At 62.9% G+C, this 15,688-nt stretch carries 14 protein-coding genes; 7 read left to right on the top strand and 7 right to left on the bottom strand.

Translation table 11 applies throughout. The annotated features are described in order from the left end of the window. Nucleotides 1-13: 13 nt before the first annotated feature. Nucleotides 14-574, top strand: coding sequence for a hypothetical protein (locus tag OUZ45_RS08590; protein WP_266169523.1), 561 nt, complete (start codon nt 14-16; stop codon nt 572-574). A 68-nt stretch (nt 575-642) separates the two neighbouring features. Here the strand turns inward: OUZ45_RS08590 and OUZ45_RS08585 are convergent, their stop codons facing one another. Together OUZ45_RS08585 and OUZ45_RS08580 are read right to left on the bottom strand one after the other, a co-directional pair. Then, a complete protein-coding gene (locus OUZ45_RS08585; protein ID WP_266169522.1) occupies nt 643-2,010 on the bottom strand; it encodes an amino acid permease in 1,368 nt (455 codons plus the stop codon). Nucleotides 2,011-2,038: 28 nt separating this feature from the next. Further along, complete coding sequence (locus OUZ45_RS08580) at nt 2,039-2,653, bottom strand: rhomboid family intramembrane serine protease (protein ID WP_266169521.1); 615 nt, start codon at nt 2,651-2,653, stop codon at nt 2,039-2,041. Nucleotides 2,654-3,328: 675 nt separating this feature from the next. On the opposite strand from OUZ45_RS08580, the gene OUZ45_RS08575 reads away from it, so the two are divergent. Next, nucleotides 3,329-5,917 (top strand): TonB-dependent receptor plug domain-containing protein, encoded by a 2,589-nt coding sequence (locus tag OUZ45_RS08575; RefSeq protein WP_266169520.1) that lies wholly within the window; start codon nt 3,329-3,331, stop codon nt 5,915-5,917. A gap of 218 nt (nt 5,918-6,135) precedes the next feature. Further along, nucleotides 6,136-6,816 (top strand): Rossmann-fold NAD(P)-binding domain-containing protein, encoded by a 681-nt coding sequence (locus tag OUZ45_RS08570; protein ID WP_266169519.1) that lies wholly within the window; start codon nt 6,136-6,138, stop codon nt 6,814-6,816. A 46-nt stretch (nt 6,817-6,862) separates the two neighbouring features. Here the strand turns inward: OUZ45_RS08570 and OUZ45_RS08565 are convergent, their stop codons facing one another. The 3 genes from OUZ45_RS08565 to OUZ45_RS08555 all read right to left on the bottom strand — a co-directional run bounded on the left by OUZ45_RS08565 (nt 6,863) and on the right by OUZ45_RS08555 (nt 9,985). Then, the gene (locus OUZ45_RS08565) at nt 6,863-7,516 is read right to left on the bottom strand and encodes a C40 family peptidase (RefSeq protein WP_266169518.1); all 654 of its coding nucleotides are present in this window, start codon (nt 7,514-7,516) and stop codon (nt 6,863-6,865) included. A gap of 227 nt (nt 7,517-7,743) precedes the next feature. Then, nucleotides 7,744-8,463, bottom strand: a complete 720-nt coding sequence (locus OUZ45_RS08560; RefSeq protein ID WP_266169517.1) for a YggS family pyridoxal phosphate-dependent enzyme — start codon at nt 8,461-8,463, stop codon at nt 7,744-7,746. A gap of 97 nt (nt 8,464-8,560) precedes the next feature. Further along, a complete protein-coding gene (locus tag OUZ45_RS08555) occupies nt 8,561-9,985 on the bottom strand; it encodes a M20 family metallopeptidase (protein WP_266169516.1) in 1,425 nt (474 codons plus the stop codon). Between the two features lie 206 nt (nt 9,986-10,191). Here OUZ45_RS08555 and OUZ45_RS08550 point away from each other — a divergent pair, with 206 nt between their 5' ends. The 4 genes from OUZ45_RS08550 to OUZ45_RS08535 all read left to right on the top strand — a co-directional run bounded on the left by OUZ45_RS08550 (nt 10,192) and on the right by OUZ45_RS08535 (nt 12,228). Next, nucleotides 10,192-10,533, top strand: coding sequence for a ComEA family DNA-binding protein (locus OUZ45_RS08550; RefSeq protein ID WP_266169515.1), 342 nt, complete (start codon nt 10,192-10,194; stop codon nt 10,531-10,533). Between the two features lie 95 nt (nt 10,534-10,628). Beyond that, a complete protein-coding gene (locus OUZ45_RS08545) occupies nt 10,629-11,105 on the top strand; it encodes an SET domain-containing protein-lysine N-methyltransferase (RefSeq protein WP_266169514.1) in 477 nt (158 codons plus the stop codon). Nucleotides 11,106-11,113: 8 nt separating this feature from the next. Next, entirely contained in the window at nt 11,114-11,653 is a 540-nt protein-coding gene (locus OUZ45_RS08540; protein ID WP_266169513.1) for a GNAT family N-acetyltransferase, read from the top strand. Further along, a complete protein-coding gene (locus OUZ45_RS08535; RefSeq protein WP_266169512.1) occupies nt 11,650-12,228 on the top strand; it encodes a HutD/Ves family protein in 579 nt (192 codons plus the stop codon). Before OUZ45_RS08540 ends, OUZ45_RS08535 begins: the two co-directional genes overlap by 4 nt. Nucleotides 12,229-12,507: 279 nt before the next feature. Here the strand turns inward: OUZ45_RS08535 and OUZ45_RS08530 are convergent, their stop codons facing one another. Together OUZ45_RS08530 and OUZ45_RS08525 are read right to left on the bottom strand one after the other, a co-directional pair. Then, entirely contained in the window at nt 12,508-13,413 is a 906-nt protein-coding gene (locus OUZ45_RS08530; protein ID WP_266169511.1) for a hypothetical protein, read from the bottom strand. Further along, on the bottom strand, nt 13,413-15,656 hold the full coding sequence (locus OUZ45_RS08525) for a M1 family metallopeptidase (protein WP_323137536.1): 2,244 nt from the start codon (nt 15,654-15,656) through the stop codon (nt 13,413-13,415). Before OUZ45_RS08525 ends, OUZ45_RS08530 begins: the two co-directional genes overlap by 1 nt. Nucleotides 15,657-15,688 lie beyond the last annotated feature (32 nt).

The raw sequence follows: 15,688 nt of genomic DNA, 5'->3' as shown, positions 1-15,688 counted from the left end.
CGAAGGAGGCACCATGCAACCGGATGATCTGAAGAAAGCTGCCGTGCAGACCGCCAACCTGGTGGAGCGTTTGTCCCGAATCAGCCAAGACATCGCCGAACGTAACCACCAGGCGGCCGAATACTTGCAACGTACGACGCAGGCCGCACCGGACATGTTTCGCCAGGCCGCAAATGCGGCCTACGGGAACATTTCCTCTGGGACGTTGCAGGCGGTGCGCAGCGGGCTGAACGAGCCCCTGGAAAACTTTCAACGGAGCGTGATCGACCATATCAACAGCATCCAGCGCACTACGCATGAACTGATCCAGGCACAGGCAAGCATGAAAGCCGTGATTCGCAAACTGAGCCTGCTGGTGGCGGGCGTGCTGGCAACGATGCTGCTGGCGATTATGTCTGGCGCGAGCGTGCTGTGGCACTACCAGGGCGTGATTGCGAAAAACCAGATCCAGGCCGACTTGATGCGGGCCTACAACCAGGCTGACGTGACCTTATGCGACGGCCAGCTATGCGCCAAGGTCGACAAGCCGCGCAAGAACTATGAAGGCTATGTGCCAGTCAAGCCACGACAGTGAGAGGCTATCGCGAGCACCCACCCCTCACCCCAACCCTCTCCCCGAAAGGGAGAGGGAGCTAAACGCTATCAAGCTGGAGTTGCGTCCACACTAACGACGCTCATCCGCCGCCCAACACCAAACAGCCGATAAGCCACACTCAACACCACCACCCAAGCAGCGCCGACATACAACGCCACCCGCGTATCCGCGCTATAGCCCAACATAAACACCACAAACGCCAAAAACGCCAAACACACCACACTGCTCAGCGGCCACACGCGCAACGGAAACGCTGTCGCCGCATGGCGGCGACGGAAGCTGAAATGCGCGATCAGCACCATCGCCCACGTCCACACCGTGTTGAACGCGAGAATCGACATCATCATCGCGAAGATGCGCTCCGGCACCAGGTAGTTCAGCAGCACGCCGAACACCAGGCAGGCCAGCGTTACCAGCACGCCACGCACCGGTACGCCGTTCGCGCTGACCTTGCTCAACGCCGCAGGCGCCTGCCCCTTGGTGGACAGGCTGTACAACATGCGGCTGCCGCTGAAGGTGGTGCTGTTGAAGCCGGACAGCGCTGCGGTAATCACCACGAAGTTGATCAAGCCCGCCGCCTGCGGAATACCCAGCTTGGCGAAGGTCGTCACGAACGGGCTGCCCTGCGTGCCAAGCTGGTTCCACGGGTAGATCGCCATGATCACGAACAGCGCGCCGACGTAGAAAATCAGAATGCGCCACAACACGGAGTTCACCGCGCGCGGAATGGTGCGCTCCGGCTGCGAGGCCTCACCAGCCGCCATACCGATGGTCTCAATGCCGCCGAACGCGAACACCACCACCGGCAACGCCAGCACCATGCCGGTCACGCCATGCGGGAACCAGCCACCGTGCTGCCACAAATTGCCCAACCCCACCGGCTGACTGCTGTTGCCCCAACCGAGCCAGATCATGCCGGCGCCGCCCAGAATCATCAGCACCACGGTCACCACCTTGATCATGGTGAACCAGAATTCCATCTCGCCGTAGACCTTCACCGCGAGCAGATTCAAGCCACCGATCATGAGCACGCTGCCGAACACCCAGATCCATTGCGGCAGCTCGGGTAGCCACTGCTTCATATAGATGCCGACGGCCGTGCTCTCGGCCATGCCGACGCCAACCATCAGGATCCAGTAGTTCCAGCCAGTGAGGTAACCGGCGAACGGCCCAAGATAGCGATGGGCGTAGGTGCTGAACGAACCGGCGACCGGGTCGTGCACGGCCATCTCGCCCAGCGCGCGCATGATGACGAAGATCATCACGCCGCCGAACAGATAGGCGAATAGCACAGACGGGCCGGCCAGGTTGATCGCACTGGCCGAGCCGAGGAACAGGCCGGCGCCGATCGCCATGCCCAAGGCCATGAAGGTGATATGGCGCGGGGTGAGCCGGCGCTGCAGATGCTGGGTCATGAAACGAGCCGAGAGATGAGAGGGACGATCAGCGCAGCAAGCGGCGCTGCGGCTTGATGGGGAATTTGCCGCGCCAGTACTGGATCAGCAGAAAGCCACCCAGCATGCCGCCAAGATGGGCGAAATGCGCAATGCCGGGCATCCAGCCGGTGACACCGGACGTCAGCTCTACCAATGCGTAGCCGGTGACGAACAGCCAGGCGGGGATGGCGATCGGGATGGGAAACACCATCAGTTTTTCTTGCGGATACATCATGCCGAACGCCAGCAGCAGGCCGAAGATCGCGCCGGAGGCGCCCACGGTAGGCGTCTGGAAGTCCTGCAGGAAATAGCGCAGCACGATCAACTGCAGCAGTGAAGCCACCACCAGGCAGGTGAAGTAGTACACGGTGAAATTGCGTGCACCGAACAGCCGCTCGATCCGGCCGCCAAACATGAACAGCGCGAACATATTGAAGAACAAATGAGCCCAGCCGCCGTGCATGAAGGCATTGGTCACCACCTGCCACACCTGAAAGTAGCCGCTGCCCAGCGGCCACAGCGCGAATGGCACGGACCACTCGGGCATCGCCCACTGCAGCAGGTAGACGACGATGTTGGCGATCAGCAGGTTACGGGTAACCGGGGGAAGGTCGTAGGACATAAGGGATTCCGGAGACAGCCGGCCAAGCGTAGCGGTTGCCGCGACCTGCCGCCACGTAGGCACCGCCGCCCCTGCGACAATTCGACGCAATGCTCCCTTGGAACCTTCCGAAGCCCCTAGCGGCGGGATCTGGCCCCTGCTCGCGGAACCTCACGGCAACGAGTGGCATAACGAACTGTTGACATCCACGTCGATGGATGGAACAAATAGACGTCCATACCGCCGACACATGTCGAACGTATCCGTACACGCAGGAACGAACCACGTCGTGAATATCCAGGGTTTCAGCCAGGTCATGTGCAACATGCATCGCTGTGAAGCGATGTGTTGTTGCTGTTGTTGATCGTCGCGCTCAGAAACCCACACCGGGCCGCCATGGCCTGGCATAGCAAAGCCAGCGCCCTTACGGGCCAGTGCACGCCGGATATCCCGATGTTCTCCCTGCCGTCCTTCCATTCGAACAGCCAAACCGTCCTTGCCAGCTTCGGCATGGGCTGTTGTTGCTGTCGAATGTGTCGCATCGGCTGATCTCGCCGCCTTAGGCGCACCTACGCGCCATCTCTGACGCCGTCCCCACGGTGTTTCCCTAAAAGCAGCTCCCCTGCTGCATCCCCACGCGCCTCCTTGCACTCGGTTATCCGCCGGGAGAGGTGCGTCTATAGGAATGCTCATCTCATGTTCAAGCCAAGCCTGCTCCCGCTCGCCATTGCTTCCGTGCTGGCCGCCTCGGCGCTTCACGCCGAAGACAACGACAACAACAAACCCACCCAGCTGGAAGCCGTCACTGTCACCGGCTCCAACATCAAGACCACCGATCTGGAAGGACCCAGCCCAGTGCAGGTCATCAGCGCCGACCAGATCAAGGTCAGCGGCAAGACCACCCTGCCCGACCTGCTCCGTTCGATCTCGGCCAACACCGGCAACAGCGTCAATGAACAGCTCACCGGCAGTTTCTCTGCAGGCACGGCCGGCGTCTCGCTGCGCGGCCTGGGCCAGAAGAACACGCTGGTGCTGGTCGACGGCAAGCGCGTGGCGAACTACGCCACCGCCTACGAACTGCAGGACACTTTCGTCGACCTCAACTCACTGCCGCTCGCCGCCGTGGAGCGCATCGAAGTGCTGAAGGATGGCGCCTCCGCGGTCTACGGCTCCGATGCCATCGCCGGCGTGGTCAACATCATCCTCAAGCAAAACTATCAGGGCGCCGAAGCGGGTGCGAACGTGGGCGGCAGCACACAAGGCACCGGCCAGACTTCGAACAACTTCCATGTGTTGCTTGGCCATGGCGACGTGAAGAAAGACGGCTACAACGTCTTCTTCGCCGTCGACGGCACACGCAGCAGCCAACTGAATCAGAACGACGTGAGTTGGCTGGCCCACAACGACTTTCGCAACCAGCCCGGCGGACGTCTGAACTGGGTGCCGACCGACTACTACAACAACGATCCCAACCAAGGCTTCGCCAACGCGGTCGGCCCCGTGCAGAAAGTGCCCTACGGTGCAATCACGCCTGGCAAGAATGGCGAGACCTGGGCCTATAACCCGGCGCAGTACACCTCGCTGATTCCCGGCGTCGAGCGCTACCACGCGGTGCTGCGCGCCACGGTGAAACTCACCGACAGCATCGATGCCTACGGCGAAGCGATCTATAGCCGCAGCCACGCCGCCTTCGTCTTCAGTGCGCCGCTGGGCATCGGCAGCGGCCTGCGCGCGTGGGACAACGCCAACCAGAAGCTGGTGAACATCGACACCACACTGCCTGTAGGCCAGCCCGCCAATCCTTACGGCGTACCCACGCCGGTGAACACCAACCTGTGGGACGTGGGTCAGCGCAACAAGCGCGACCGCACCATCTTCACGCGCTTCCTCGGCGGCCTGAAGGGCCATACCGGCGGATGGGATTGGGATGTGTCGGCCGAACATTCGGAAAGCAGCCTGAAGGAGTACGTGACCAACTTCGGCAACCGCTATGCCTTCCAGTCGCTGCTGACTAGCGGGGGCTACAACTTCGCGGCGAACGGCAATCCCGCGGCGGCCATCGATGCGCTGCGCCTGGCCACCCTCCGTCCCGCCGTGTCTCGCCTCACCGCCGTGAACGCCACCGCCAGCACACAGCTGTTCGACCTGCCGGCCGGCGCGGTGGGCTTCGCCACCGGTTACGAGTTCCGCAACGAGTCGATCAACTCGCGCACATCCCAGGCGGTGCTTTCCGGCACCGAGTTGCGCCCGGCCATCGACATCATCCGCGGCTCGCGCGACGTGCATGCCGGCTACGCCGAATTCAACGTGCCCATTCTCAGCACACTGGAAGCGGGTATCGCCGGGCGACTGGATCATTACAGCGATTTCGGCAACGCCTTCGCGCCGAAATTCAGCCTCCGCTATCAGCCACTGGACTGGCTGCTGTTGCGCGGTTCGTACTCGCGCGGCTTCCGTGCGCCGTCGCTGCCTGAGATCACCCACAGCACGGCGGTGAGCTACAGCAGCGTGGTCGACCCCTACGACCCGATTACGCCCGGCCAGCGCCGCGGCTACACCGACGTGTTCGCCGCCAATCCGAAGCTGCGCCCGGAGCGTTCGAAAAACTACAACGCCGGTTTCGTCATCTCGCCCACGACCGACACCAGCATCGGCGTGGACTACTACCACATCGTGCAGCACGACATCATTGGGCCGGATGACGATGCCACCTTGGTGTTGCGCAAGGACCCGCGTGTGCAACGCGATGCGCAGGGGCGCATCACCATCATCACCAATCAATACAAGAACCAGCAGAGCCTCACCACCGACGGCGTCGATATCGACTTCCGCCAGGTACTGCACACGCCGCGCTATGGCGATTTCACGCTCAACGGCAACTGGACGCGTCTGCTGAAGTACAGCCAGCCGCTGGTGGCCGGCGATGCGCCGGTGAACGGTGCAGGCACCAACATCTTCGGTTCGCTACCGAAGTGGCGCGGCAGCACCGGGCTCACCTGGGGCCTGGGCGACTTCGCCAGCACGCTCACCTGGTATTACGTGGGCGGCTATAAGCAGAATCCCGAGAACCGCTTGAGTCCGGCGTATCCCGAGCGCGTAAAAAACTGGAGCACGTTCGACCTGTCGGTGGCCTATACCGGCATCGCGCACACCACGCTGACCCTGGCCGTGCAGAACCTGCAGAACCGCCGCCCGCCGTGGGATCCGTCCCACACGTACTACGACATCACCCAGGCCGATCCCCGCGGCCGCTATGCCTATGTCGGCGTGAACTACACGTTCTGATCTCGCCACGCATGGGCTGGATGGGGACGTTGAGCAAGCCCCCATCATCCCTATGCCAGCGAATGTCGTCGCCGGCTGCAACTCGCAGGAACCTGCCTGTTTGCAGCCGGCGCCGGCGCGGCGACCAAAAGGCGCCTTAATCAGGCGCTACTCAAGCCATCACGCGTATCGAAGGCGGGGCGTGGCAATCTGTATGCGTCCCCACTCCAGTGGCATCCATGACCGATGTCCCCCGCCATGTTCTGCTCGCCGGAGCCACCGGACTCACTGGCAACTTTGTGCTGCGCGAGCTGCTGGCCGACCGCGACGTTGCGCGCATTCTTGCACCGACACGCCGCCCTCTGCCGCCCAGTCCACGGCTGGAAAACCCCGTAGGCATGCTGCATCGCCTGCTGCCGCAGTTGCAGCCGCCGGTGGATGTGGTGATCTGCTGTCTTGGCACCACCATCCGTCACGCCGGATCGCGCGAGGCTTTCCGCATGGCGGATTTCGACCTGCCGCTGGCCCTGGGGCAGAAGGCGCGCAAGCTCGGCGCTCGACACTACCTGGTCATCAGTTCGCTCGGCGCCAGTCCGGCTTCGCGCACGTTCTACAACCAGGTCAAAGGCGAACTGGAGCAGGCACTGGGCAAACAGGGTTGGCCACAGTTGACCGTCGTGCGCCCCTCCCTCCTGCTGGGACCACGGCAGGAATTCCGGCTGATGGAAAAAATCGCCGCGCCACTGGCCTGGGTGCTAACCGGCCGATGGCGCGGCATCCAGGCGGAAGTCGTCGCACGCGCGCTTTGCCAGCTGGCACGCACGCCAGGTGGAGGCCTGCGTATTGTCGAGTCGGACGAACTACGCCATCTGGGCAAAAAGCCTAGAAACCTAGGTACCCCATCTGAAGCCGCGCCATAAAAAAGGCCGCCCAGGGGCGGCCTTGGACTGCGGAAAAACGTTCGCCTCAGCCGTTTTGTGCCATCGCCTCGGGGCGCTTGGCGCCAGCGAAGCGCTTGGCCCAGTAGGACTCTTCCAGGCTGTCCACGCGCACCGTCTTGCCGCGCGAGGGCGAGTGGATGAACTGGCCGTTGGCGATATAGATGCCGACGTGGGAGATACGGCCCTGGCCGCGACGGCCGGCGGTGCGGAAGAACACCAGGTCGCCCGGCTGCATGTCCGAACGGTTGACCTTGAGGCCAGCCAGAAACTGCGACGCGGAATTGGTGGGTAGCTCGAGACCCACAGCGTGGGCGAACACGTAGCGGACGAAACCGCTGCAATCGAAACCGGTGGAAGGATCGTGGCCGCCGCGCACATAACGGATGTCGCGCAGTTTCATGGCCAGGCTGATCAGGGTCTTGCGCAGATCGCCGGTGTCGTCGGCCTGCATGTCGTCGGCGTCGGACGCCTTGGTGCTGCTCGCCAGCTCGGTGGGCAGGGCCGACTGCGACAGAACCTGAGCCGGAGCGAAGATCGACAACTGGTCCAGCAGGGGCGGGGTGATCGTAGCGACGGCCGGTGTAACGTGCGTCTGTCCCGTGGGGCTGGCGAAGAGCGGACCGGAGGCAAGGGCGGCGGCGGCCAGCACGGAGAGAGCGGTCAATCGCTTGATTGGCATGCGGGAGAAATCCCTTTGCTGTTCACAGGATTAGCCGCCCGCACTGCTGACGACCGTGATGAAGGTGTGAACTTACCAAAGGGACATAGGCCGTATGTTCGATTGAGGTTAACTGAACTCCAACGTTCTAAAAAAATACGATTAATTTATGTCGTTGATTTTCAAAGAAACACATCAAAAAACTGGCCACACCGCACAGAATTTGGAGATCTTTCCTAGTGGAAAGTCTAGGCATCCGTCCTAATCGTCCGCTGGCCAAAGACCGCCGTCCCGATGCGCACCTCGGTCGCGCCTTCCGCGATGGCGAGCGGAAAATCGCCGCTCATGCCCATGGAAAGCCTGGGCAGAACATGGCCTTGTGCCGCGGCCCGATCGCGCCACTCGCGCAACAGGCGGAAGCAGCCGCGCACTTCCTCGGGGTCGGTGGACTGGGTCGCAAGGGTCATCAAGCCGCGCACCCGCAAGGTGTCGAAACCACGCAAATGATCCAGAAACCCCAGCAGCTGATCGGGGGGCAGGCCGTACTTGCTCTCTTCACTGGCGGTCTTCACCTGCACCAGCACATCGATCGCCCGCCCCTCGACCTGCAGGCGGCGGTGCAGCGCCTCGGCCAGTTCCAGCCGATCCAGCGACTGCACCTCGCTGACCAACCGAGCCACATCCTTGGCTTTGTTGGTCTGAAGATGGCCGATCACCACCCAGTCGATACCGCAGTCAGCCAGCGGGCCGGACTTGTCGCGGATTTCCTGCACTTTGTTCTCGCCGAAACGATGCAGACCCAGCGCAACAGCGGCGCGAATCACCTCGGCGCCGAACGTCTTGCTGACAGGGAGGATCGATACTTCGGAGGGTTCGCGGCCGGCGGCGCGGCAGGCGCCATCGACGCGCTGCCGGATGTCGGACCAGTTGATGGCGAGGTAGGAGTGATCGGGGGCGTTGGCGCTCATAGGACCTTTGATCAGAAGTGAGTGGAGAGGAGTGAGAACGAGTAAGGGCGACGGCTTTGCGGCTTTGAGCCCTTACTCACTCCTGCTCACTCGCTTCTCAGCCCTTACTGGCCTGCTCGAAATGCCGCGCCACCACCTCGGCCACCACCATGCTCACCTTCTTGCCGGTGGGGATGTGCAGGAATTCGTTCGGGCCGTGCGCGTTGGAGTGCGGCCCGAGCACGCCGGTGATCAGGAACTGTGCCTTGGGGAATTTCTCGCCGAGCATGCCCATGAACGGGATGCTGCCACCCTCGCCCATGTATACGGCCGGCGCACCGAAATGGTTCTGCGACGCCTCAGCGACCACCTGCTCCAGCCACGGCGACAACTGCGGCGCGCTCCAGCCGCTGCCGTCTTTTTCCAGCTTGAAGGTGACCTTGGCGCCATACGGCGGGTCTTTCTCCAGCAGTTGCTTCACGAACTGGCCGGCCTTGGCGCCGCTCAGCGTCGGCGGCACGCGCAGGCTGAGCTTGACCGAGGTCTTCGGACGCAACACGTTGCCGGCGCTTTCCAGCGGCGGCATGCCGTCCACACCGGTCACGGCTAATTGCGGGCGCCAGGTGCGGTTGAGCACCAGCTCGGTGAGGTCGCTCACCACCGGATTCATGCCCTCCACAAACGGGAACTTGTCGTACACCGCTGTGCCAAGCACCTCAGCCGACTTCTTGGCCTGTTCGAGGCGCGGCTGCGGAATGTCGACGTAGAGCTCCTTCGGCCTGATCGTGCCGGTCTCCGGGTCCTCCAGGCGCGACAGCAAGTCGCGCAGGATGCGGAAGCTGGAAGGCACCACGCCCGAGGCATCGCCCGAGTGCACGCCCTCTTCCAGCACCTGCACGGTCAGTTCGCCGCCGGTCATGCCGCGCAGCGACGTGGTGAGCCACAGCTGGTCATAGTTGCCGCAGCCCGAATCCAGGCACACCACCAGCGAGGGATTACCGATGCGATCGGCGAGATGGTCGACGTAATACGGCAGATCGTAGCTGCCCGATTCCTCGCAGGCCTCGATCAGCACCACACAGCGCGCATGTGGAATGCCCTGCTCTTGCAGCGCCAGCAAAGCGGCCAGCGAACCGAAAATGGCGTAACCATCGTCCGCACCGCCGCGACCGTAGAGCTTGTCGCCCTTCAGCACCGGCGTCCACGGGCCCAGACCTTCGGCCCAGCCGGTCATCTCCGGCTGCTTGTCGAGATGGCCGTAGAGCACCACGGTGTCGTCGTTCTGGCCAGGCACTTCGATATAAATGAGCGGCGTGCGGCCTTCCAGTCGCACAACTTCCAGCGTGGCGCCCGGCAATGCGGAAAGCTTGGAGCGCGCCCAGGTTTCCATCAGCTTCACAGCCGCATCCATGTAACCGTGTTCCACCCACTTGGGGTCAAACATCGGCGACTTGTTGGGAATGCGGATGTACTCCACCAATTGGGGCACGATCTCGTCATCCCACAGGCCGCTGACGAAGCTGGAAAGGCGGGCGGTATCCATGGGCGACTCCTGCAGATCGGGGGAAAGCGGCGATTGTATCAGCGCTCCCCATCGAGCCCTGACAGCCATGTAGGACACGGCGCACACGCCAGCAGGCCGCGGACGCACCCAACGTTCACGGATGCGCTGGCTGTCTCACGTCGGCTCGCCGGGCATGGTGACGCAACGGCGCAGGAGCGCCGTTATCCCCTTACCAGGAGAACACCATGCTTCGCATACTCGGCATCCTCGTCCTTGCCCTGGCTTTCACCCTTCCGCTTCAAGCCGCCACGCCGGTCAACGTGAATACGGCGGATGCCGCCACCCTGGCCAAGTCGTTGGACGGCATCGGCCCCGCCAAGGCGGCCGCCATCGTCGCCTGGCGCGATCAACATGGCCCATTCAAAAGCGTGAACGACCTGAGCCAGATCAAGGGCATCAGCGAGTCCACCCTGGAACGTAACCGCGCCGCCATCCTGCTGTCCGGCGATGAGACCAAGGCCGAAGCCCCCGCCAAAGCCAAGACCAAAAAAGCCAAAGCCAAGAAGGCCGCCGCCTCCGAGGAGTGACGCGCAGGACTCCGCCCAAAACGCAACCGGCACGGCCCTGGCGAGCCGTGCCGGTTGCGCTACACTCGCCCGCCTCATCCTCTGCCCTTGCCGTCATGATACTTCCGCGTTACCGCATTGCCGCCTCGACCATTGGCGGCGCCGGCAAGGGGTTGTTTCTGGAAGAAAGCGTGGCCGCGGGGCGCATCATTACCGCCCCGGACGCAATCGACCGTACCTGGCGCTACGAAGACCTCACCGGCTCACCGGAGCTGCGATCCCAGCTCTACGCCAGCGCCCGCTGGTTCGAAGACCGTTACACCGTGTCGCCGGACTGGCCGGACGAGTGCTTCATCAACCACAGCTTCAACCCTACCGGCTTGTGGCATCTAGGCTTTGTGTTTGCCCTGCGCGAATTGCCGGCTGGGGCCGAAATCACCGTGGACTACCGTCACTTGCTGCCACCCGGCCAGGAAGAGGACTTTATCGACACGGCAACGGGTGAGAAAATTATTGGCTTGCCGTGGGCCGAGAGCCTCGCGATAAGTACCCGCGCCTTGTCCGATCTACTGGGCAGCGCCTCCGCCATTTGAATGCCGTGATGTTCGATATTCCAACCCTCGAAACCGCACGCCTGCGCCTTACCGCGCTGACCGCTCATCACTTCGACGACTACGCCGCGATGCTCGCCGATCCCACCAGCACTCGCTGGGTAGGCGATGGCGAACCACTCGATCGCGGCCACGCTTGGCGCTCCCTCGCCATGCTGCTTGGTCATTGGCAGTTGCGTGGCTACGGCATGTGGGCGCTGGAGTTGAAGGACACGGGTGAATTCGTTGGCCGCGTTGGCCTGATGAATCCCGAAGGCTGGCCGGACATCGAACTCGGCTGGATGCTCAAGTCCGAGTATCGCCACCATGGCTACGCCACGGAAGCCTGCACCGCCGTACTCGACTACGCCTGGAATAAGCTGCATACCCAGCGCGTGATCAGCCTGGTGCGCATCGGTAACGAAGCATCCGATCGTCTTGCCGAACGGTTGGGCGGCGAGCACATCGAAGACATGGATTTCTGCGGCAGCCACAACCACGTGTTTGCCTACTACCCGCCCTACCGCGAGTCCCGCCGGGCCTACGCATGAGCCGTTTCCGCCGCGTGCCTGCCAATGCGCTGCACGCGGAGCCCTGGGCCAACGGCAGCGGCACCACCACCGTGCTGGCCAGCGGCCCCGATCCGCAAGACTGGCAATGGCAACTGAGCATCGCGCAGATCGATCGCGATGCCGACTTTTCCAGCCTGCCTGGCGTACGACGCCAATTCGCCTCGCTGGATGCGCCGCTGACGCTGCATTTTCCCGATGGCCAGGATCGGCGCCTGCTACGACTAGGCATCGCCCGCTTCGATGGCAGCATTTCGCCGCGCGCCGAACTGACTGAGGGCCCCACTCGCGCCTTCAATATGATGCTTCGCGGCGACGTCGAAGGCGAACTGGTCGTACGCCCATTGAACGGTGCGATGGTGCTGCCGGTTTCCGCTGACTCGCATTGGTTCGTGCATTTGCTGGCCGGCCGTGCGGAGATTCACGCCGGCGACGAAGCAACAGAACTCGCGCAGAGCGAATCGCTATGGATCGATGCAGACGCAGGAGACCGCTTGCGTATCGATGGCGGCGGCGAAATCGTACTTGTGCGTTTGGACGTCCATCACGCTGGGTGAAAGCTGCCCTGTCGACTGCATGGTCGTGCTCCTTTGCATGGTTCGGCGGGATAGCCGACCTACAGCCGAACGAGACCTTGGTAGATCGACACCTGACCGGAGGATTTTTTCATTCTTCTGCGAGGGGAGGTTGTCGCTAGGGCTTACCCCCTCCCAACCTCCCCCTGCAAGCAAGGGGAGGGGCTAAAGGCTTGCGACATCGTGCTCCCTCCCTTGCTTGCAGGGGAGGGTTGGGGAGGGGTAAGCCCTTGCAACAACCTCCCCCACGCCAAACCCAACTCAATACCCCACTCGCCGGCCTCCACCCACCAGCGACCGCGCCACTTCCGCCAACGCGAACAAGCGAGCGATGCGCATCCAACCGATCGCCACCACCACCAGTTGGCTCAGCAGGAAGGCCAGCAGCACGCTCAACCCACCGGCCGGCGTCGTATGCGCACGCGCCACACCCAGCGCGAAAGCGATACCAAAGCCGATCGCGGTGATGAACAGGTAGCCGAATAGGCTACTGAAGGGGCGGCGCAACAGCTGCATGATGCCGCGCCAGATCGCCACCGTCGCGGAGCGCAGACCCGTGTCGGCGATAAACGCCGCACGACCGGACTCCACGATCACCTGCGCCAGCACCACCCACAGGCCGGACAACCAGGCCACCAGATACGTGGCGGAAACCGCCTGCGACTCCAGCGTCACCGCCTCGGTCTTGTCGTCAAGCATGTTCATGCCGGTCTTCACCAGCATGACGGCTGCGGCATACGGCAACAGCGACCACAGCATCAGCCGGAACATGCGTCCGTATTCCACCACACCACTCTGCAGCAGCTGACCGAAACCCAGCGAACGTCCCGCCCGCCCGCTACCGACAATCATGCCGTTGAGCAGCGGTGCCAACAGCAAAGTGATCGCCAACGCGGCGAAGAACGTTCCGCCCAATGCGCCATGGCTATCACTGAGCTCGCGCACCGTGTCGCCGAACATCATGGCGTCGAACTGACGCGCCCATGCATCGGCATGCACCGAATGATCCAGCAAAGCGCCGAGCGCATGCATCAGCGGCAGCGCCACCACCATCGCGGGCAGCAACATCAGCAGTACCCAGAGCAACAGCAACCGCCATTGCAGCGCGGCGAAGGGAGCGCCCATCAATGCACCAAAGGCAACACGACGAGTGTTCTTGTAGGCCATCACAGCGTCACCAGGAAGGAGTAAAAGGCCTGCAGCAGGGCCGTGACATCGGAAGTCCAGCGCCGTGAGGCAGCGGGGTTGGCTTTGGTCGTGCGGCTATCGTTGAGCTTGTTCGCGTCGAGCAAGATCGTCTGCTCGGGATCGAGTTCGGCCGACACGACCTTGGACGGCTTGTCGAACACGAAGCGTGCCCAGCGGCGCTCGTCATTCCAATGCACGTCTTCGCTGCTGCCATCAGCGAACTTCACCCGTAATAGCTGCGGTACGGCCGCTCCCTCCCGCACCACCGTAACCGTACCTCGCCAGGGGAACGGCCCTTCGTCGTCCTTCGCATCCGGATGCGATGTCTTCCAGGCATCGCGCTGCTTGTCGATTTGCTTGTCCAGATCGACAGCGACCACTTCAACGCGCTTGCCGTCCTTGTTCGTTACACCGGACTGCGGAAGCACTTCCTCGTTGTCGATCGAAGCCACGCGATCATCGATGAAGGCGGTGCCGTAGACGTACTGATCGAAAATCTGGTTGACGTTCTTCGCATCGCCCGACACCTCGATCAAGGTCGCACGCAAATCGGCGACAGAGGGATGCCGGAAATGCCAGCGCTTGTAGTACTCGCGGAACGCGCGCTCCATGACCGGCTTGCCCAGGCGCTCTTCCAAATCGTGCATGGCCGTAGCGGTGCGCGAATAGACGGTGCCGTAACTGCTGCTGGAGAAACGGTTCCAGCTGTTCTCACCGAGCGGATCGTACGGCGACTTCAGGCTCGCCCACATGCGCTCCGTCGCGAATACATCCATCGACGGCCGAATACCGATGCGCGCCGCCCACGAACTGGGCACCAGAATGCGCTGATTGCGTTCGCGCAGCATGCGCTGGTCCCAATACTCGTTGAGGCCCTCGTCCAACATCGGCTCCTCGAACTCGTTCGAGGCGAGCAGACCATAGAAATAGCCGTGGCCGAATTCGTGGATGGTGACGAAATCGAGCTCCCACTGGTCCGAGGTGCGCGCATCGATCTTGGCGTAGCCCTCTACGGTGAAGAAGGTCGGGTACTCCATGCCGCCTGCTTCGGCCGCGTTGTACGGCGGCACCACAGCGGTCACGGTACGGTAGGGATACGCGCCGAGAGTGCGCGAGAAGTAGTCGAGCGAATCGATCGATGCCTTCAGCACGGGCTGCGCGCTGGCCACGTACTCGGGCGGATAGATGACGCGTACGGCCACCTTCGGACTGCCCGGCCCCGTGTAACTGCCATCCAGCGTGCGATAGCCCTTGGCCGCAACCCAGGCGAAGTCGTGCACATCGCCCTGTATGAAGTGGTACGTGGTCTTGCCACCCGCCTGAACCGGCTCACCCTGCTGCTCGCCTACCGCACCGACGGTGTAATCGGCGGGCACGGTAAGACGGACATCGTAGTTGCCGAAGTCGGCGTAGAACTCGCTATTAAAGTGGAGCTCGTGAGCGTTCCAGCGCACCTCGGTGGCGCCGCGCTCGCCGGGCAGCTCCAGCACCGCGATCTTGGGGAACCACTGTGCAACCAGGTTGAAGTCGCCCCACCAGCCAGTGCGTTCGACCACGCGGGGCAGCTGACTGAGAAAGTCGATATCCAACGTGAGCGTATCGCCTGCCGCCACCGGCTGGGCCAGGTCGACGCGCACCACGGTCTCGTCGGTCTTCGGACCGCCGTCGGGATGCACGAAGCTCCACTTCAATGGCGTATCGCCTTGCTGCACGCGCGTGAGGTCGATCCAACCCCATTGCCCCTTCTTGAGTACCGCGGCACCACGCGAACGGCCATGTGCAGTGAGCACACTGCGCTCGGAGAAGAAGGTGCTGCCTTCATTCTTGAACGCGTTGAGGTAGAGATGCAGGTAGATGCTGCGCACGGCGCGGTCGCTGCGATTGCGCCAAGTCATCTGCTGTTTGCCGGTGACGGCATGCTTGGCCGCATCCAGCTCCGCATCGATGCGGTAACCCACGACGCGATCCGACAGCGTCGGCTCGCTACCGCTCCGCTCGCCACCCCAGGCGTTCGGCGCACTGGGCACCTTCACGCCAGCGGCATCGGCGCGGGCGAGTGGGATATCCGCGAGATCGCCGACTTGACCTTCCATGCTGGGCACCGTTGCGGCCGACTTGGCCGGCACGGGGGCGGCAACTCCCTGCGCCATGCCCTCCCAAGGAACGGCGATCAACGCCATCGTCAATCCAAAGCAGCCCGCCCAGCCCCATCGCTTCCGCATCGTGATGTCTCCCCAAACGTCGGCGCAGCGTG

Source organism: Dyella subtropica (assembly GCF_026283965.1).
Classification (GTDB): domain Bacteria; phylum Pseudomonadota; class Gammaproteobacteria; order Xanthomonadales; family Rhodanobacteraceae; genus Dyella_D; species Dyella_D subtropica.
This window is presented reverse-complemented; position numbering and strand designations above follow the sequence as displayed.